This is a genomic window from Lysobacter sp. Soil_C_59, assembly GCF_057656415.1.
Window position 1 is genome coordinate 206,811 of the sequence record NZ_JBDGKK010000002.1, and the last position, 17,837, is coordinate 224,647.

Sequence of the window (17,837 nt, forward strand, 5' to 3'; positions counted from 1 at the left end):
ATCTGAACGGCTCGTTGCCATGGCCTGCACATGCCTTGGCGCCCAGGGGAGAGGGAAGTAGCGAATGAGCGCAAAAGGACACGAAGTTCCCAGCCATTGCGAGAACTGCAATGCGCAGCTCGAGGGACACTACTGCCATGACTGCGGGCAGTCGGTGGTCAATCCGGTGCGCGATGCCGGGCATGCGCTGGAGGAAGTGTTCGAGTCGTTCTGGCACCTCGACGGCCGCATCTTCCGCACCCTGCGCGACCTGATCTTCCCGGGCCGTGTCGCCAACAACTACCTCGCCGGGCAGCGCGCGCGCTACGTTGCGCCGCTGCGCCTGTTCCTGGTGCTGAGCGTGGTGACGTTCTTCTTCGCGCAGATGGTCATCCACGTCGACAACAACGACAAGGCCAATCCAATGGTGCAGCTCGAGGACGGCGTCTCGAGCAACAACAAGAATTCCGCCAAGCAGTCCAAGGCGTTCGCCAAGGCGAGCAGCATCGCCGACGTCGAACAGATCCGGCGCAAGAACCTCGCCGACCTGGCCGAAGCACGCGAGGCGATCCCGGCGGTGCTGCTGCATGCGCGCAAGGCGATCGATGTTGCCGTCGACGACGTCAACCGCGCCGCCGACGGCCGCATCGAGGCGATCGGCCGCGAGAAAGGCATGAGTGGCGAACAGATCGCCGCTGCCAAGGCCGAGGGCGCGCAACGGGCCGCCGCCGCGATGGAAACGGCCAAGCAGACCCTCGAGAAGGCCGCCGACCTGCCGACGCTGCAACGCCTGCGCGAAGAGCGACTGGCGCCGCACCACGTCAAGCTGGCGACCTTGCCGGCCACCGCCACGGCGGCGCGTCGCCATGAGCTCAACGAGATCCGCGACATCAACATCGCCGCCGGCTGCCGCGCCGCGCAGCTGCAGATCGCCGACGCGACCAGCACCGAAGGCAACCGCGTGCGCAAGGAGTCCGAGGACGCGCGCATCTATGGCGACCCCGACTGCTACGACCGCCTGACCCTGTTCGGCAGCGAGGAACCCTGGGACGAGGAAACCAATCCGCTGGTCATCGGTTGGGCACCGGCGTTCTTCAACCACTGGATCAACCGGCAGATCGCCCACGGCCGCGAGAACGTCTCGCGCGCGCAGAAGGATCCTGGCCTGTGGGTGCGCGCCCTGCTCGCCGCGGTGCCGTCGGCGCTGTTCCTGCTGGTGCCGGTGTTCGCCCTGCTGCTGAAGCTCGCCTACCTGGGCTCGGGCCGCCTGTACCTGGAGCACCTGGTCATCGCGCTCTACAGCCATGCCTACATGTGCCTGACGATGCTGGCGTTCTTCATCGTGATCGCGCTCGACAATGCGATCTCGCCGCACTGGGCCGGCTTCAGCTGGATCGGCGGCACGCTTGGCACGCTGCTGTGGCTGTGGCTGCCGGTCTACCTGTTGCTGATGCAGAAGCGGGTGTACCGCAACGGCTGGCCGGTGACCGTGCTGCGTTACCTGGTGATCGGCAACCTGTACTTCGTGCTGCTCGCCTTCGCCGCGACCTTCCTCGCCCTGGCGAGCCTGGTGCGGATGTGAGCACGGGCGGCGGCGAGGTTGTCTACGAGGTCAACCTCGACCTCGACGCCGCGATCGCCGACGACTATCGCGCCTGGCTGCAGGCGCACATCGTCGAGATCCTTGCCCTGCCCGGCTTCCTCGCTGCGACCCTGTCGCAACCGACGGAGCCGGCGGCGGCCCCGGGACGCGTGCTGCTGTGCGTGCAGTACACGCTGCAGGATGCCAGTTCGCTCGATGCCTACCTGCGCGACCACGCGCCACGGATGCGCAGCGAAGGCACGGCGCGGTTCGGCGATGCGTTCCGCGCGCAACGCCGCGTACTGGATGTGCTGGAGCGCTTCGCCCCGCCCTTGTAGGAGCGAGCTTGCTCGCGAAGCTTGTCCGTCGCCGCCAGGGTGATCGCGAGCAAGCTCGCTCCTACCAGCCAGCGGACAAAGGCCCTAGTGCTGCATCTGCTGCCACAGCCAGTCGCCGCGTCCATCGGCACCGGCGGTCAGCAGGCCGCGGCGCAATTCCTCGCGCCGGGCCGGCGGGGTTCGTTGAGCGAGCACGCCCAGATCCTTGCGCTGCTGCGGCGTCATCGTCCGCAGCGCCTGCAGCAGCGCCGCGTGTTCCTGCTCCGGCACCTGCGCCAGCAGCGGCTGCAACATGGCGTAGTCGCCGCCAATCGATGGCCCGAGCAACCAGCCACGACGTTCGCTGCGATCGAGCGCGTCGAACTGCGCGCGCCAGGCGCGCTGCTGCTCGGCCGGCATCGTCGCCAGCTGCGTCGCGGCTGCCTGGATGCGTACCTGCTCCTGCGCCGGTAGCGCACGCCAGGCCTGGTATCGCTCGCGAATCGCATCGCGTTCGCCGCGCGGCAGCGCATCCCATTCCGCCGCGCGTCGTGAATAGTCCGCGCGCTGCTGCGGCGACCATGCAGCCCACTGCTGCGTTTGCCGCTGCAACTGCGCGTGCGCCTTCGGCGGCAGCCTGGCCAGGACGTCGCGCAGCTCCGGTGGGGTCGACCCGGCCGAAGCGATGGCCAGCAACAGCGCCAGGGGAAGGAACCGATGGTTACGGCGCATCGGAGGACTCCGTCTCGGTCTCGCTGCCCGCCGGCGGTCCGGCCGCCTGAGACGGGGCGATGGTGTCGGCTGGCGGCACGTCGGCGGGGGGCGTCGGTTCGGTCACGCCCGCGTCCTGTTGCGCGGCGTACCAACTGTGGAACTCGAGGTCACGGGCGTCTGCCTGCGCCTGCGGATCGGCCAGCAGGTCGAAGTCACGGTGGGCGATCAGGGCGGTTTCGGGGGAATAGCGCGCGGCCGGCTCGTCGCCTTCCGGCAACGGTTCCACGCGCACGCGTTTCACGCCCGGTTCCAGGCCCAGCGCACGCTGCCAGGGTGTCAGCAGGTCGGGCCAGATGAAGCTGGCCGCCAGCGCCAGCACGCACGTCGCCAGCATCACCCACAGCGAGGCCATCAGCCAGCGCGGCCGTGGCCGCGCCGCAGTCGGCGCGGTGGGCGACGATGCCGGTGCTGGGCCGCGCATCACCGCGTCGCGGGCAGCGCTGAGGCGCACCAGGCGGTCGGTCGGCAGGGTCTTGATGCGGCGATGGATCTGCTCGCGCAGGCGCTGCCACGCCTCCGGATCGGCTCGGCCATCCTCGTGGTGCGGCAGCGCCCGCTGCAGCGCCAGGCGGAAGCTGGGCTGGGACACGCCCAGGACGGCCGCGCCCTCGTCTTCCGACAGCCCGGCGGCGACACGCAGCAGCAAGGCCGCACGCGGGCCGCTGCCGAGCTCGCCAAGGCGGTCGGTCACATCGATCGGCAAGGCCACCGCGGTGCGGTTGCGCAGTTGCGGCTGGGCCAGCAGCAGGCCCCAGAACCGGGTCGGCCAGGCCGGCATCGCCAGCGACTCGGCCTCGCTTCGGAACTGCGCCATCGCCGCCGCCAGGGCGGCATCGCCCAGGCTGGCATCGCCGGCCTGGAGCTCGGCCAGGACCGCGCCACGACGCTCCACCCCGCGCAGGAACGCGGACAGTGCAGGGGGCGGGGTCGGGTTGTGGGAGGGGGAAGAAACGCTCATCGGGACTGCATCACCATGCCCCGCATCATAGCGATGACGACATGCCACAAAACCGCTTGACAACGCGCTAACACGTGCTCCGCGAAGCAGGACGCGGCCCGCACCCGAAAAGCGGTTGTGCACAGCAGTAATGGAATCGTCACACCGGGACGCCCGACCCCGCCCCATGACTGCATGACAGCGATGTTTCACAGTTAACTGATTGATTAAAAACAGAATAACCGCGTTGGCACTTTTTTCACCAACTTGCCCGCAAGGCCTGTTTTTCTGTAGTCGGACCAATCTCCCGACAGACCATGCACAGATTTATCCACAGGCGATGTGGATAAGGCTCAATTGCCTTGTACTTCCACCACTTGCGTGACTTTTGTCACAGAGCGGGGAGCAATGCCCCGCAACTTTCCCCGGGTGCCATGCCTGCCCTCGCGCCTCGGTAGACTGCGCCGATGCCCGATGCCCCGATGCCTGATTCGCCAGTCTGGCGACTGGCCCTGCCGCTGCCATTGCCCCGCCTGTTCGACTACTTGCCACCCGTGGGCGAGGCAGCGAGCGCGGGCGATGTCGGCAGCCGGGTGCGGGTGCCGTTCGGCAGCCGGGAACTGGTCGGGGTGATCGCCGAAGTCGGCGCCGCCGGCGACGACGCGCCGCAGCTCAAGCACGCCCTGGCGCGTTTGGATCCACAGCCGGTGTTCCACGGCGAGCTGTTCGAATCGCTGCGCTGGCTGGCGCGCTACACCCACGCCCCGCTTGGCGAAGTGCTGGCGACCGCCTTGCCGGCGACCCTGCGCCGCGGCGAGCCCCTGGCCGATACCCACGCCTGGGCCTGGCAACTGACCGAAGCCGGGCAGACGGCGCGCGAGCGCCTGCGCGCCGGCAAGCCGCGACGCCTGGCGGACCGCCTGCAGGACGGCGCCTGCGACGAAGACACCCTCGACGACGACCTTGGTGACTGGCGCAGCGCCGCCCGCGCCCTGGCCAAGCGCGAGCTGGCCGAACGGATCGCAGTACCGGTGTCGACGAGGGCACCCGCGCCCCGCCCCGGCCCGTCCCTCAACGCCGAGCAGCAGACCGCCGTCGACGCGGTGCTGGCCAGCCGCGACAGCTTCGCCGCCCACCTGCTCGACGGCGTCACCGGCAGCGGCAAGACCGAGGTCTACCTGCACGCGATCGCCGACTGCCTCGCGCGCGGCCGCCAGGCCCTGGTGCTGGTGCCGGAGATCGGCCTGACGCCACAGACGCTGGCGCGGTTCCGCGCCCGCCTCGGCGTGCCGGTACACGCGCTGCACTCGGGACTGGGCGACGCCGAGCGCGCCCGCACCTGGGCTGCCTTCGCCCGCGGCGAAGCGCGAGTGGTGGTCGGCACGCGCTCGGCGGTGTTCCTGCCGATGCCCGATGCCGGCCTGATCGTGATCGACGAAGAACACGACGGCAGCTTCAAGCAGCTCGACGGCATCCGTTACCACGCGCGGGACTTCGCCCTGGTGCGCGGCAAGACGCTCGGCATACCGGTGGTGATGGGCAGCGCGACGCCGTCGCTGGAAACCCTGCGCAACGCCCAGATTGGTCGCTACACACACCTGCGCCTGCGCGAACGCGCCGGCGATGCACAGCCACCGACCGTGCGCGTGTGCGACGTGCGCAAGCGCCCGCTGGAAGCCGGCCTGTCGCAGGAACTGCTCGACACGATCGGCCGCGCCCTCGATGCCGACGGCCAGGTGCTGGTGTTCAAGAACCGGCGCGGTTATGCGCCGGTATTGTTGTGCCACGACTGCGGTTGGAGCGCGCAGTGCCAGCGATGTGATTCGCCGATGACGGTGCATGCCGGCGGACGTCGCCTGCAGTGCCACCATTGCGGTGCGCGGCGGCCGGTGCCCAATGCCTGCCCCGATTGCGGCGGACTGGCGCTGCAGGCGCAGGGCGCGGGCACTGAACGCATCGAGGAGGCCCTGGCCACACGCTTCCCCGACGTCCCCGTTTTGCGCATCGATCGCGGCACCACCCAGCACCGAGATGCACTGGAGCAGCACCTGGCCCGCTTCGGCACGCAGCGCGGCATCCTGGTCGGCACGCAGATGCTGGCCAAGGGCCACGACCTGCCGCAGCTGACATTGGTGGCGGTGGTCGGCATCGACGAAGGCCTGTTCTCGGCCGACTTCCGCGCGCCGGAGAAGCTGGCGCAATTGCTGATCCAGGTCGCCGGTCGCGCCGGCCGCGCCGAACGCCGCGGTGAAGTGCTGCTGCAGACGCACCACCCGGGCCATCCGTTGCTGGCCACGTTGTTGACCGGTGGCTATTCCGCATTCGCCGAGGAAGAACTGGCGCAGCGCGAGGCCGCCGGTTTCCCGCCGTTCGCGCACCTGGCGATGCTGCGCGCGGAAGCCAAGCACACCGAGGCCTGCGAAGGCTTCCTGCGTGCAGCGCGCGCGATCGTGCACGACACCGGCGCCGCCCTCGACCTGCACGGGCCGCTGCCGGCGCCGATGCCACGTCGTGCCGGTTACCAGCGCGCGCAGTTGCTGCTTTCGGCGGCCGATCGACGCACTTTGCATTCGGCGCTGGATGCCGCGATGCCGGCAATCCATGCGCTGCCTGATGCGCGCAAGGTGCGCTGGTCACTGGATGTCGACCCGGTCGATCTCTACTGATCCAAGCCCGGCGTAGGAGCGAGCTTGCTCGCGAAGGGCTACGGACGCGCTCGATCGCGAGCAAGCTCGCTCCTACGGTGACGGTGTCCGCACAGGCCAGACCCACGCCGCAAACACGTACAGCACCAGCGCGATCAGCAGCGTCGCGCGCAGGCCGAACGCCATCGCCAGCAGCAGCGCCAGGATCGCCGCCAGCACCGACGCGCAACCGTTGAGACCCCACGCCCACGGCACGAATCCGGGCGCCGTTCGTGCCAGCCTCGCCAGCCCGAGCGGGAACGGCATCCCCATCGCGAACGCCATCGGCGCGATTCCGACCAGCCCCAGCAGTGCGCGGGCCATGGGCGACCACGACGCGGCGTACTCCATGGCGATGGCGAACACCGCCACCTGCCACAGCACTCCCAACGCGATCGCACGAACCGCCCAGCGGATGTGCAACGTGATGGCCTGAGGTGAGGCGTCATGCCGGGCCAGCCAGCGCTGCGCCTGCAGGCTTCCCGCGCCGGCGAAGAGCAGCACGCCGGCGAGCCCGGCGGTCGCCGCCAGCAACGGATGCCCCACCAGCAGCGTCAACCGCGACAGCGTCGCGATCTCGATCAGCAGGAACGCCAGCCCAAGCGCGGTGAAGTAGGCCGCAGCGCGCGTGCGCGAGATCTCGCCCGGTTGCGCTGCATCGCCTTGCCCCAGCACCCGCAGCGGCAGCAGCACCAGAAGCAACGCCAACGGCAATGCCTGTACCAGCGCCGCCACCAGCAGCAGATACCCGGAGTCGAGCAGCACCGCACTGCCCTCCCCCCGCAACTTCCACAGCTCCGGCAGGCTGCGCCAGCGGAAGTAGTGACCGAAGTACGGACGGTCATCGCTGGCGGGCTCGATCATGAACTTGTAGTCGTCGGCGAACCGGTTCGCACGCGGCGACAGCAACGCCTGCGCGCCATTGAACAGGTACGGCGGGTCGAGCACGTGCAGATTGTTTGCCGGATCGAGCCGGACGCCCGGAAGAAGCACCGCATCGAAGCCGCGTTGTTCCGCGAAGCGCGCCACCGCCGTGACTTCGTCCTGCGTGAAGGGGCGCCGCGACAACAGCCAGGTGCTCGCATCCCAGTTGCGGATCGCCGCGACGTGTCGGGCGGGCATGGCAACGCCGCGCAATCGCAGCGCTCCGGCCATCGTCGCCGCCAGCTTGAGCTCATCGCGCGGTGGCTGCTTGCTCCAGCGCGTGATGGCAATCATTCCGGTCGGCGACAGGCGTTCGAGGTAGTCACCCATCGCTTCGACGGTCAGCGCGTACTGCTCGCTCGCCGACTGCACGCCGGCACCGCCGCTGGCGAATGATTCACCACCGGCCAGCACGATCAGGTCGTGTTGCCTGCGGTCGGCGCGCACATGCGCACGCGGCTCGGCGACGACGGTGTGCACGCGTGGATCACGATAGAACTGGCCGGCATAGCGGCCCTCGTCGTCGCGCACCATCGCCAGGCGTTGCGCGGACAACTCGACCGCGTCGACGCGGGCCGCTCCCAGCGCCAGCGCCTGCAAGACCTCCATGCCGCCGCCCGCGCCCAGCACCAGCACCGATCGCGGTTTCCGCGCGTGATAGGGCAGCGCGGACGTCATCGCGTCAAGCCATTGCCGAGGCTGCGCGGCGGCAGTTCGCGTGATCACCGACAAGCCGTCGCCGTCGGTGAACAGACCACGCTGCGCCGGCGGTTCGCCGACGTAGCCGAGGCTCATGCCAGGCGCGTACCGCAACGGCACCCGCGGACTATCAAGTACCGTCATCCAGCCGTAAGGTCCCCAACGTTGCGCAACGACGTGGGCCTGCGGCAACAGAAGCGCCTTGCTCAAGCCCTTGTACGGGTTCGATTGCGGCAGCAGGAGCTTCGTCGGGATCATTGCCACCAGCAGGACCGCCACGAGCAGAGCCACGATCCGGCGCCAGTTGACGCGTGATACCAGGAAGGCCGCCCAGACACCGCCCAGTGCCGCCAGCACCAGGCCGCGGCCGGTCGGCAGGTAGCTCAGCGCCAGTGCTGCCATTGCACCGACGCCGGCGCCGATCAGGTCGGCACCGTACAGCGCCGGGATGCGCGCCCCGTAACGGGCGAAGGCGAGCCCGAAACAGCTGGCGGCGAAGAAGAACGGCACGGCCATCACCAGGTAGAGCGCGCCGAGCCACAGCAACTGGCGCAGATCCCAGACCAGCTCGAGGCCATTGAACGGAACCATTCGTGCCACCAGCAGGGCCAGCGCCGCGGTGACCGCGAACAGCAATGCGCACACCGCGAACACACCCTCGAATCGCGGCGCCAGATACTCGTTGCCGCGCCCGCGCAGCCACACCGCAAGCCAGCTACCGCTGGCGCCATGCCCCAGCAGTGCGAGGCTGATGATCATCACCGCGAACGGGTGCCAGTGTTCGATCGCCAGCCAGCGCATCAACAGCAACTGGTATGCGAGCGCGGCAGCCGAGATCAATCCGATGGCGAATGGCAATCGCCCGCGGGCTTCCTCCGGAACCGCGGCAAAAAGGCCGGCGTCGGCAGCTTCCGCCACGGTCGTCAGTGCCCGCCCGTCAACGGCACGAACCGCACCGGCAGCACCTGTCGCGTTCGCGCGCGCCCCTGCGCGTCCTTCTCCACCAGCATCAGCGTCTGGGTGAAGAAGCTGCTGCCGACCGGGATCACCATGCGCCCGCCGGGCTTTAACTGGGCCAGCAGCGGCGGCGGTATCGACGACGCGGCCGCCGTCACGATGATCGAGTCGAACGGCGCCTGCTCCTTCCAGCCGTAGTAGCCGTCGCCCTTTCGCGTGCTGACGTTGGCATGGCGCTTGAGCCGTTTCGCCGCCTGCTCGGCCAGCGGCGCGATGATCTCGATCGAGTACACCTGCACGTCGAACTCTGCCAGCACCGCCGCCTGGTACCCCGAGCCGGTGCCGATCTCGAGGATCTTCTGTCCCGTGCGCGGCCGCACCAGCGTGGTCATCAGGGCGACGATGTAGGGCTGCGAGATGGTCTGGCCGTGGCCGATCGCGAGCGGACGGTTCTCGTAGGCATGGCGGCGCTCGTTTGCCGGCACGTACTCGTGGCGCGGCACGCGGGCGAGTACATCGAGCACGTCGCGGTCGATGCGTGCGGTGGTGCCGGCGTCGGCGCGCGCCTCGGCTTGCAGCTCCGCGATCAGCGCGCGCCGTGGCTGCGCATAGGCATCGCCCTGCCGTGCGTGCGCGGTGGCGCAGCACAGCACCGCGACCGCGACCACTGTCACTGCCGCGGCCATGCGCGCGATTCCGGCGATGGTGGCACCGCCCTGCATGGCGGCGAGTCTAGGAGCTGTCCCGTTACCCTTTCGGCAAGGGAGGCGTGAAGGCCTCAGGTTTTCTTGGCGACCTTGGGTTTGGCCCGCTGCCTGGGCCGGATCCACAGGATCTGGTCTTCGCGATTGACCTCGAACAGGCCGGTGGCCTCGATCAGGTCGCTGAGTTTGCGGAAACCGTAATTGCGCGGATCGAACGAGGCCTGGTTGCTGATCTGGTGGCCGACCTGCCCCAGGTGTGCCCAGCCGTCATCGCCGCTGGCCGATTCCACCGCACTGCGCAGCATCTGCAGCAGGCGCGTGTCGTCGCGCAGTTCCTTGGCGCTGCGCGGCTTGTTGGTGACTGCCGTGGCTTCGGTGCTCGGCTCCCCCAGCGCTTCCAGGTAGGTGAACTTGGAACATGCATTGACGAACGGCAGCGGCGTTTTCTTCTCGCCGAAGCCATACACCTTCACGCCTTCGGTCAGTAGCCGCATCACCAATGGAGTGAAGTCGGCATCACTGGAGACGATCGCGAAACCGTCGAGATTGCGCGCGTAGAGCAGGTCCATCGCGTCGATGACCATCGCCATGTCGGAGGCGTTCTTGCCGCTGCTGTAGGCGAACTGCTGGATCGGCCGGATCGCGTACTCGTGCAGCGTCACCTCCCAGCTCTTGAGGTGCGGGCTCTTCCAGTTGCCGTAGGCGCGGCGGACGTTGGCCACGCCATGGCGCGCCACCTCGGCCAGGATCACGTCGATCTTGGCGGCCGGCGCGTTGTCGGCGTCGATCAGCAGGGCAATGCGGCGCTCGGGTTCGGCCATGACACGCTTCCTGGCAGGGCTCGGGGGTCCCGGCGAGCCTACCCCAGGCCGGCGGTGACGGCATGACGGGGGTGGGCGTACGAATGTTAGCGCTACCATGATCTAATCGGAGAGAATGAGCCCGACACCGAAGCCACCGACACCATGACCAGCCAGCTCGAACAACTGCGCACCCTGTCCGCCGTCGTCGCCGACACCGGCGACATCGAGGCGATCGCCCGCTTCCATCCGCTCGACGCCACCACAAATCCCTCGCTGCTGCTCAAAGCCGCCTCGATCCCGGCGTATTCGCCGCTGATCGACTCGGCGCTGGCGCAGGCGCGCGGCTCCGACCTGAGCGAGCGCGTCGCCGACGCGTCCGACGTCCTGGCCGTCACCATCGGCACCGAAATCCTCAAGCTGATCCCGGGCCGGGTCTCGACCGAAGTCGATGCGCGCCTGAGCTTCGACACCGACGCCACCCTGGCCAAGGCACGCAAGCTGGTCGCGCTGTACGAGAAGGCCGGCATCGGCCGCGAGCGCCTGCTGATCAAGACCGCCTCGACCTGGGAAGGCATCCGTGCCGCCGAGCAGCTCGAGCGCGAAGGCATCAACTGCAACCTGACCCTGCTGTTCTCCTTCGCCCAGGCCGTGGCCTGCGCCGAGGCGGGCGTGTTCCTGATCTCGCCCTTCGTTGGCCGCATCCTCGACTGGCACCTGGCCAACGGCGGCGAGAAGCCGGCCACGCCGCAGGACGATCCGGGCGTGCAGTCGGTCACGCGCATCTGGCACCACTACAAGCGCCACGGCTTCAACACCGTGGTGATGGGCGCGAGCTTCCGCAATACCGGGCAGGTGCTGGCGCTGGCCGGTTGCGATCGCCTCACCATCTCGCCGGAGCTGCTGGCCGAACTGGCCGCCAGCGAAGGCGGCGTGCCGCGCGCATTGAATGACACCGGCGACCGCGCACCGGCCCCGGCCGTGCTCGATGAAGCGGCCTTCCGCTGGCAGCACAACGAAGACGCAATGGCCAACGACAAGCTCGCCGACGGCATCCGCCGCTTCGCCGCCGACCAGCGCAAGCTCGAGGCATTGCTGGCCGATCGGCTGCGCTGATCGCCGCCCGTGGTCGCGGCATCAGCCGCGACCTGCCAACTTCCGGTCGGAGCGGCTGAAGCCGCCCCCGTCGGCTTGAGGCAAACTGTGCGCATGGATGCGACGACCCGGATCACTCCCGCCAACCGCCTGCGCAGCATCTTCAGCGGTTCGGTCGGCAACCTGGTGGAGTGGTACGACTGGTACGCCTACTCCGCGTTCGCCATCTACTTCGCACCGCATTTCTTCCCCAAGGGCGACAGCACCGCGCAGTTGCTCGACACCGCCGCGGTGTTCGCAGTCGGCTTCCTGATGCGTCCGGTCGGCGGCTGGCTGATGGGAATCTACGCCGACCGCCACGGCCGCAAGGCGGCGCTGATGCTGTCGGTGCTGCTGATGTGCGCCGGCTCGCTGCTGATCGCGGTGGCGCCGGGGCACGACAGCATCGGACTGGCCGCTCCCGCATTGCTGGTGTTCGCGCGGCTGCTGCAGGGCCTCAGCGTCGGCGGCGAGTACGGCACCTCGGCGACCTACCTGAGCGAGATGGCCGACGCTCGCCGACGTGGCTTCTGGTCAAGCTTCCAGTACGTGACGCTGGTGATGGGACAACTGCTCGCACTCGGGCTGCTGGTGCTGCTGCAGCGGCTGTTGCTGACCGAAGAGCAGCTGCACGACTGGGGCTGGCGCATCCCGTTCGTGGTCGGCGCGCTGTGCGCGGTGACTGCCTTGTACCTGCGTCGCGGCATGCAGGAGACCGAGTCCTTCATGGCCGCCCGCAGCCACGACGTGAAGCGTCGCGGCAGCCTGCGCGCGCTGCTGCAGCACCCGCGCGAAGTGCTGACCGTCATCGGCCTCACCATGGGCGGCACGCTGTCGTTCTACACCTTCACCACGTACCCGCAAAAGTTCCTGGTCAACACCGGTGGCTTCAGCAAGGCCGATGCCACGCTCATCTCGGCGGCGTCCCTGCTGGTGTTCATGCTCCTGCAACCGCTGGTTGGCGCGCTGTCCGACCGCACGGGGCGGCGCCCGATCCTGATCGCCTTCGGCGTGCTCGGCACGCTGTGCACGTACACCATCCTCAGCGGCCTCGCGGCGGCGGGCAGCGTCTGGAGCGCGTTCGCGTGGGTGATGACCGGGCTGGTGATTGTCAGCGGTTACACGTCGATCAATGCGGTGGTGAAGGCCGAGCTGTTCCCGGCTCACATACGCGCGCTCGGCGTGGGTTTGCCGTATGCGCTGACCGTGTCGGTGTTCGGCGGCACCGCCGAGTACCTGGCGCTGTGGTTCAAGAAGATCGGCCATGAATCGTATTTCTACTGGTACGTGACCGCATGCGTCGCGGTGTCGCTGTCGGTCTACGTGTTCATGCGCGACACCAAGCTTCATTCCCGCATCGACCGGGATCAGGATGATGCACAACAAGGAGCTGCCAACGCATGAGACCGCGTCCACGCATCGTTGTCGTCGGCGGCGGCTTTGGCGGCCTCTGGGCGACACGCGCACTGTCCGGCGATGACGTCGACATCACCCTGATCGACCGGCGCAACCACCACCTGTTCCAGCCGCTGCTCTACCAGGTCGCCACCGCCGGCCTGTCGTCGCCTGACATCGCCGCGCCGCTGCGCCACATCCTGCGCAACCAGCGCAACGTGGAGGTGCGCCTGGGCGAGGTCACCGGCATCGACATGCCGTCGCGCACGGTCACGCTCGCCGATGGCGAACAGCTTCCCTACGACTGCCTGCTGCTTGCCAGCGGTGCCACGCACGCCTACTTCGGCCACGACGAATGGAGCGGCGACGCGCCCGGGCTGAAGACGCTCGACGACGCGCTGGCGATACGTCGCCGGCTGCTGCTGGCATTCGAGCGCGCGGAGGCGTGTGACGATGCCGACGAGCGTGCCGCGTGGCTGAGCTTCGCCGTGGTTGGCGGCGGACCGACCGGCGTCGAACTGGCCGGCACGCTGGCCGAGATCGCGCGGCACACGCTCAAGCGCGAGTTCCGCAACATCGATCCGTCGCATGCCCGCGTACGGCTGATCGAAGCCGGCCCACGCGTGCTGGCTTCATTCCCGGAGTCGTTGTCTGCGAAGGCGCAGCGGCAGCTGGAGAAACTTGGCGTCGAAGTCGTGACTGGCACGCCGGTCAGCGCGATCGATGCGCGTGGCTTCACCCTTGGCGACCAGTTCGTGCCCGCGCGCACCGTGCTATGGGCCGCCGGTGTCGCCGCCTCGCCACTGGGCGCATTGCTTGGCGTCGAGCGCGATCGCGCCGGGCGCGTGCCGGTGGCGTCCGACCTGAGCGTGCCCGGCCATCCGGAGATCTTCATCGCCGGCGACCTCGCCAGCGTCGTGCAGGACGGGAAGCCCGTGCCCGGCGTGGCGCCTGCGGCCAAGCAGATGGGCGCGCATGTGGCCACGGCGATCCGTGCGCGCCTGGCCGGCAAACCGGCGCCGCCGTTCCGCTACCGGGACTTCGGCAACCTCGCCACCATCGGCCGCATGGCCGCGGTGGTCGACCTGCACGGGTTCAAGCTGTCCGGCCTGCTGGCGTGGTGGTTCTGGCTGGCCGCGCACGTGTTCTTCCTGATCGGCTTCCGCAACCGGATCATCGTGCTGATCAACTGGGCGTGGGCGTACTGGAGCTACCAGCGGCACGCACGGATCATCCTGGGGCAGGACAACCTAGACCGTCATCCCGGCGAAGGCCGGGATCCAGGCTCGCAGCCTTCGAAGTGACAGCGCGTCTGGACGCTTGATGCTCCGACACTGGATCCCGGCGTTCGCCGGGATGACGGTGAGGGGGTGGCGGCTTGGAGATGGCTGCAAAAGAAACGGCCCGGTTTCCCGGGCCGTTTCGCAAATCGCATCGCTGATGCTTACGCCGCGAACAGCGCGCGCATCTTCTTGAGCGCGTTCGCCTCGATCTGGCGGATGCGCTCGGCGCTGACGCCGTACTCGTCGGCCAGCTCCTGCAGCGTGATCTTGCTTTCGTCGTCGAGCCAGCGGCGCTTGATGATGTCGCGCGAACGCGCATCGAGTTCCGACAGGCCTTCGCGCAGCAGCGCCAGGTGGCCGTCTTCCTCGTCTTCGCGCTCGTAGGTCTGCGAGGGATCCTCGCCGTCCGCGCGCAGGTAGGCGACCGGCGACGGCGGCGCGCCATCGTCGTCTTCATCCGGCGCGTCGAAGCCGATGTCACGGCCCGACAGGCGCGATTCCATCTCAAGCACTTCGCGCTCGGAGACGTTGAGGTCCTTGGCGACCGCGCGCACTTCCTCGGCGTTCATCCAGCCCAGGCGGGTCTTGGACTTGCGCAGGTTGAAGAACAGCTTGCGCTGCGCCTTGGTCGTGGCGACCTTGACGATGCGCCAGTTCTTGAGGATGAACTCGTGCATCTCGGCACGGATCCAGTGCACGGCGAACGACACCAGGCGCACGCCCTGGTCGGGGTCGAAACGCTTCACCGCCTTCATCAGGCCGATGTTGCCTTCCTGGATGAGGTCGCCGATCTGCAGGCCGTAGCCGTTGTAGCCACGGGCAACATGCACGACGAAGCGCAGGTGCGAGTGCACCAGCTCACGGGCGGCATCGAGGTCTTCGCCTTCGCGGAACCGGCGGGCCAGCGCCTGCTCGTCCTCCACGGTCAGCACCGGGATGCGGTGCACCGCGTTGACGTAGGCGTCCAGCGAGCCAAGCGCGCTCGGCACGGGGATGTTGTTGGCGACCAGCGCAGTGGACAGGCCGCTATTGGTAAGGCTGTTCGTGGTCATGGCAGGCATCTTAGCAGTCGGGTTGTAGGACTGCTAAAGGGCCTGGAAGTTCCGCACTGTTGCGGTGGCAGAACAATGGAACCGTTCAGGTTGGGGAAGACGCCAAAGGCGGAGTCAGACAGCCAGCTGGCCACGGGGCGGCAGGGACCAGTCGATTCCTGCCTGCCCGCGCCGCTGCAGGTACTCGTTGGCGGCCGAGAAATGGCCGCACCCCAGGAACCCGCGGTGGGCCGACAGCGGCGAGGGATGCGGCGCCTTGAGCACCCGGTGCCGGCGGGTATCGATGACCTTGCCCTTGGCCTGGGCATAGCTGCCCCAGAGCAGGAACACCAGGCCCTCGCGTTCGCGGTTGAGGGTGTCCACGACATGGTCGGTGAAGCCTTCCCAGCCCTTGCCCTGGTGGGCGCCGGCGCGGCCTTCCTCGACCGTCAGCACGGCATTGAGCAGCAGCACGCCGCGCTGCGCCCATGGCAGCAGGCAACCGTGGTCGGGCCGGGCGACGCCCAGGTCGCGCTCGATTTCCTTGTAGATGTTGAGCAGCGACGGCGGCACCGGCACGCCGGGCAGCACCGAGAAGCACAGGCCATGGGCCTGGCCGTGGCCGTGATACGGGTCCTGGCCGAGGATGACGACCTTGGCCGCATCGAACGGCGTCGCGTCGAACGCGGCGAAGATGTTCGGGCCGGGCGGATAGACATTGGCGCCGGCGGCCTTGCGCTCGCGCAGGAACGTCGACAGCGCCTGCATGTCGGGACGCTGCAGGTAGTCGCCTATCCGCTCTTTCCAGGATGGCTCGAGTGCGATCCTGTGGGCGCGCTCGCCGCCGTCGTTCATGCGTCCAGCGTCGCCTGCTCCGGCAACCGCGACAGGCGCAGCTGGAACAGCGTCTTGGTGATCAGCAGGCGCTCTTCGATCGGCTTGAGCACCAGATCATTCGCGCCGGCGCGCAGCAGCGCGCTCTGGTTGTGGGCGTTCGCATCGCCGGTCATCACCAGCACCGGCAGGCGGCGCTTGCCGTGGCCGAAGTCCTGGCGCAGGCGCTCGAGCAGGTCGTTGCCACTGAGCGCGCCTTTCAGATACACGTCGGTCAGCACCAGGTCGGCGCCGATGTCGTCCTGGCCGCGGCGCGTCTCGAGGAACTCCAGCGCTTCCTCGACACCGATGAAGTGCAGCACGCTCAGGCCGGCACGCTCGAGCATGCGCTTGGTCGCCAGCGCGACGACCTTGCTGTCCTCGACGTAGAGCACGCGCGCGCCGGGGATCGGCTGCGGGTGCACGTAGCCGCGGATGAAGGCCGCCAGCGCGGTGTGTCCCAGCGCCTTGTCGAAATAGTCGGTGACGTCCTCGGTGAAGCTGCGCGACTCCAGGTGCGACTGCGCATCACCGGAGACCACGATGATCGGCACGTAGGCCTGCCCTGCCGCCTCGCGCACTGCCCGGGCGAGGGCGATGCCGTCGCCGTCGGGCAGCGACAGCGAGGTGGTGACCAGGTCGACGGCGCCGGCTTCGAGCGCGGCGCGCGCCTCGGCGATGCCGGCGCAGGGCACGACCACCGCATCGGCGAGTTCGCGCGTGAGCACGTCGCCGATGAGCTTGCGCACCAGCTTGGAACCGTCCACCACCATGATCCGCGGCGCGGTGCTGGCGAGGTGGCGAAGATCGTGGGAGGTCATGCGTTCACTGCTTACGAAATGGGCCGGGTCTGGCGCAGGTAATGACCGGTCACGAGACCGGCGCCGATCCAGCCGAGCAGGCCGGACCCGAAGACAATCGCCGCTGCCTGGCGCAGGTCGAAGCCGCGCAGGGTAAAGCTGCTGCCATAGCTGCGGGCTAGGTCGGCCAGCGGATCGCGCAGCGCCTGGTCGGCCGCCGTCAGCAGCGCCAGCGCGATCGCGCCTGCGACCAGGCCATAGCTCAGGCCGAGATAAAGGAAGGGGCGACGAATGAAGCCGTCGGTGGCGCCGAGCTGCTGGAGCACGGCGATTTCCTCGCGGCGCGACTGGATGTCCAGGCGCACGGTGTTGCCGACGACCAACAGTGCGCCCAGGCCGAGCAGGATCGCCAGCACCCAGGCCAGGCGCACGCCGAAGCGCAGCCAGCTGTCCAGGCGCTCGCGCCAGCCGGCATCGTGCTGGACGACGTCGACCTCGGGCAGGTTTTTCAGCGAGGCGGCGAGCATGGCTTCGTCGCCCTTGGGGCTGACGATCAGCACGCTCGGCAGTGGGTTGCCTTCAACGGCCGAGATGGCTTCGCCCAGTCCGCTGCGTTCGCGCAGCTCCTGCATGCCCTGCTCGGGCGTGCGCAGTTCCAGCGCGGCGACATCGGCGCGGCCTCGCAACTCGTCGGCGAGCGCACGAGCGCGGTCGAGCGCGACCGCCGGCTTGAGGAAGAGGCTGATCTGGCGCGCCTGCTGCACCGAGCCGGTGAAACGCTCGATGTTGCCCAGCGCCGCCCACAGACCCAGCGGCAGCGTGATCGCCACCGCCATCACGCCGATGGTCAGCGCGGTTGCCCAGGGCTTGTGGAACATGCGGCCGAGGCTGGCGACCAGGCTGTAGAGGTGGTGGTCGAACCAGGTGCCCAGGCGCGAACGCGGCGCCTGCGGACGCGCCTTGG

Annotated in this window: 15 protein-coding genes; 6 read left to right on the forward strand and 9 right to left on the reverse strand. The window is 68.6% G+C overall.

From position 1 onward, the window contains the following. Positions 1-64: 64 nt before the first annotated feature. Both AC3A3Q_RS04460 and AC3A3Q_RS04465 read left to right on the forward strand, forming a co-directional pair. Positions 65-1,561 (forward strand): DUF3667 domain-containing protein, encoded by a 1,497-nt coding sequence (locus AC3A3Q_RS04460; protein WP_487585086.1) that lies wholly within the window; start codon positions 65-67, stop codon positions 1,559-1,561. After that, positions 1,558-1,899 (forward strand): DUF4286 family protein, encoded by a 342-nt coding sequence (locus AC3A3Q_RS04465; RefSeq protein ID WP_487585087.1) that lies wholly within the window; start codon positions 1,558-1,560, stop codon positions 1,897-1,899. The genes AC3A3Q_RS04460 and AC3A3Q_RS04465 overlap by 4 nt, the downstream gene beginning before the upstream one ends. Before the next feature lie 84 nt (positions 1,900-1,983). On the opposite strand, the gene AC3A3Q_RS04470 is transcribed toward AC3A3Q_RS04465, so the two are convergent. Together AC3A3Q_RS04470 and AC3A3Q_RS04475 are read right to left on the reverse strand one after the other, a co-directional pair. Then, positions 1,984-2,610: a DUF3106 domain-containing protein gene (locus AC3A3Q_RS04470; protein WP_487585088.1), complete on the reverse strand. Its 627-nt coding sequence runs from the start codon at positions 2,608-2,610 to the stop codon at positions 1,984-1,986. Beyond that, positions 2,600-3,610 carry a sigma factor-like helix-turn-helix DNA-binding protein gene (locus AC3A3Q_RS04475; RefSeq protein WP_487585089.1) on the reverse strand — a complete coding sequence of 337 codons (1,011 nt, stop codon included), beginning with the start codon at positions 3,608-3,610 and terminating at the stop codon, positions 2,600-2,602. Before AC3A3Q_RS04475 ends, AC3A3Q_RS04470 begins: the two co-directional genes overlap by 11 nt. A gap of 461 nt (positions 3,611-4,071) precedes the next feature. Here AC3A3Q_RS04475 and AC3A3Q_RS04480 point away from each other — a divergent pair, with 461 nt between their 5' ends. Next, positions 4,072-6,255 carry a primosomal protein N' gene (locus tag AC3A3Q_RS04480; protein WP_487585498.1) on the forward strand — a complete coding sequence of 728 codons (2,184 nt, stop codon included), beginning with the start codon at positions 4,072-4,074 and terminating at the stop codon, positions 6,253-6,255. 72 nt (positions 6,256-6,327) lie between these two features. Here AC3A3Q_RS04480 and AC3A3Q_RS04485 read toward each other — a convergent pair whose 3' ends face one another. The 3 genes from AC3A3Q_RS04485 to AC3A3Q_RS04495 are packed head-to-tail and all read right to left on the reverse strand — an operon-like array spanning position 6,328 to position 10,378. Continuing rightward, positions 6,328-8,814, reverse strand: coding sequence for a spermidine synthase family protein (locus AC3A3Q_RS04485; protein WP_487585090.1), 2,487 nt, complete (start codon positions 8,812-8,814; stop codon positions 6,328-6,330). A 5-nt stretch (positions 8,815-8,819) separates the two neighbouring features. After that, the gene (locus AC3A3Q_RS04490) at positions 8,820-9,575 is read right to left on the reverse strand and encodes a protein-L-isoaspartate(D-aspartate) O-methyltransferase (protein WP_487585091.1); all 756 of its coding nucleotides are present in this window, start codon (positions 9,573-9,575) and stop codon (positions 8,820-8,822) included. A gap of 56 nt (positions 9,576-9,631) precedes the next feature. Continuing rightward, complete coding sequence (locus AC3A3Q_RS04495) at positions 9,632-10,378, reverse strand: NYN domain-containing protein (protein WP_487585092.1); 747 nt, start codon at positions 10,376-10,378, stop codon at positions 9,632-9,634. Positions 10,379-10,522: 144 nt separating this feature from the next. On the opposite strand from AC3A3Q_RS04495, the gene tal reads away from it, so the two are divergent. From tal to AC3A3Q_RS04510, 3 genes are all read left to right on the forward strand, one after another. Then, positions 10,523-11,473, forward strand: coding sequence for a transaldolase (gene tal, locus AC3A3Q_RS04500; RefSeq protein WP_487585093.1), 951 nt, complete (start codon positions 10,523-10,525; stop codon positions 11,471-11,473). A gap of 93 nt (positions 11,474-11,566) precedes the next feature. After that, positions 11,567-12,895 carry an MFS transporter gene (locus AC3A3Q_RS04505; RefSeq protein WP_487585094.1) on the forward strand — a complete coding sequence of 443 codons (1,329 nt, stop codon included), beginning with the start codon at positions 11,567-11,569 and terminating at the stop codon, positions 12,893-12,895. Next, entirely contained in the window at positions 12,892-14,190 is a 1,299-nt protein-coding gene (locus AC3A3Q_RS04510; RefSeq protein ID WP_487585095.1) for an NAD(P)/FAD-dependent oxidoreductase, read from the forward strand. Before AC3A3Q_RS04505 ends, AC3A3Q_RS04510 begins: the two co-directional genes overlap by 4 nt. 140 nt (positions 14,191-14,330) lie before the next feature. On the opposite strand, the gene rpoH is transcribed toward AC3A3Q_RS04510, so the two are convergent. The 4 genes from rpoH to ftsX all read right to left on the reverse strand — a co-directional run bounded on the left by rpoH (position 14,331) and on the right by ftsX (position 17,805). Beyond that, positions 14,331-15,221, reverse strand: coding sequence for an RNA polymerase sigma factor RpoH (gene rpoH, locus AC3A3Q_RS04515; RefSeq protein ID WP_200607617.1), 891 nt, complete (start codon positions 15,219-15,221; stop codon positions 14,331-14,333). A 114-nt stretch (positions 15,222-15,335) separates the two neighbouring features. After that, positions 15,336-16,055: a uracil-DNA glycosylase gene (gene ung / locus AC3A3Q_RS04520; RefSeq protein ID WP_487585096.1), complete on the reverse strand. Its 720-nt coding sequence runs from the start codon at positions 16,053-16,055 to the stop codon at positions 15,336-15,338. Next, complete coding sequence (locus AC3A3Q_RS04525; protein ID WP_487581203.1) at positions 16,052-16,894, reverse strand: response regulator; 843 nt, start codon at positions 16,892-16,894, stop codon at positions 16,052-16,054. Before AC3A3Q_RS04525 ends, ung begins: the two co-directional genes overlap by 4 nt. Positions 16,895-16,905: 11 nt before the next feature. Beyond that, on the reverse strand, positions 16,906-17,805 hold the full coding sequence (ftsX, locus tag AC3A3Q_RS04530) for a permease-like cell division protein FtsX (RefSeq protein ID WP_487585499.1): 900 nt from the start codon (positions 17,803-17,805) through the stop codon (positions 16,906-16,908). Positions 17,806-17,837 lie beyond the last annotated feature (32 nt).

Excerpts from the sequence above, each read along its gene's own strand:
- AC3A3Q_RS04495 (WP_487585092.1), bottom strand. The coding sequence starts at position 10,378 with ATGGCCGAACCCGAGCGCCGCATTGCCCTGCTGATCGACGCCGACAAC.
- AC3A3Q_RS04490 (WP_487585091.1), bottom strand. The coding sequence starts at position 9,575 with ATGCAGGGCGGTGCCACCATCGCCGGAATCGCGCGCATGGCCGCGGCA.
- tal (WP_487585093.1), top strand. The coding sequence starts at position 10,523 with ATGACCAGCCAGCTCGAACAACTGCGCACCCTGTCCGCCGTCGTCGCC.
- rpoH (WP_200607617.1), bottom strand. The coding sequence starts at position 15,221 with ATGACCACGAACAGCCTTACCAATAGCGGCCTGTCCACTGCGCTGGTC.
- AC3A3Q_RS04475 (WP_487585089.1), bottom strand. The coding sequence starts at position 3,610 with ATGAGCGTTTCTTCCCCCTCCCACAACCCGACCCCGCCCCCTGCACTG.
- AC3A3Q_RS04480 (WP_487585498.1), top strand. The coding sequence starts at position 4,072 with ATGCCTGATTCGCCAGTCTGGCGACTGGCCCTGCCGCTGCCATTGCCC.
- AC3A3Q_RS04470 (WP_487585088.1), bottom strand. The coding sequence starts at position 2,610 with ATGCGCCGTAACCATCGGTTCCTTCCCCTGGCGCTGTTGCTGGCCATC.
- AC3A3Q_RS04505 (WP_487585094.1), top strand. The coding sequence starts at position 11,567 with ATGGATGCGACGACCCGGATCACTCCCGCCAACCGCCTGCGCAGCATC.
- AC3A3Q_RS04510 (WP_487585095.1), top strand. The coding sequence starts at position 12,892 with ATGAGACCGCGTCCACGCATCGTTGTCGTCGGCGGCGGCTTTGGCGGC.
- AC3A3Q_RS04460 (WP_487585086.1), top strand. The coding sequence starts at position 65 with ATGAGCGCAAAAGGACACGAAGTTCCCAGCCATTGCGAGAACTGCAAT.
- ung (WP_487585096.1), bottom strand. The coding sequence starts at position 16,055 with ATGAACGACGGCGGCGAGCGCGCCCACAGGATCGCACTCGAGCCATCC.
- AC3A3Q_RS04525 (WP_487581203.1), bottom strand. The coding sequence starts at position 16,894 with ATGACCTCCCACGATCTTCGCCACCTCGCCAGCACCGCGCCGCGGATC.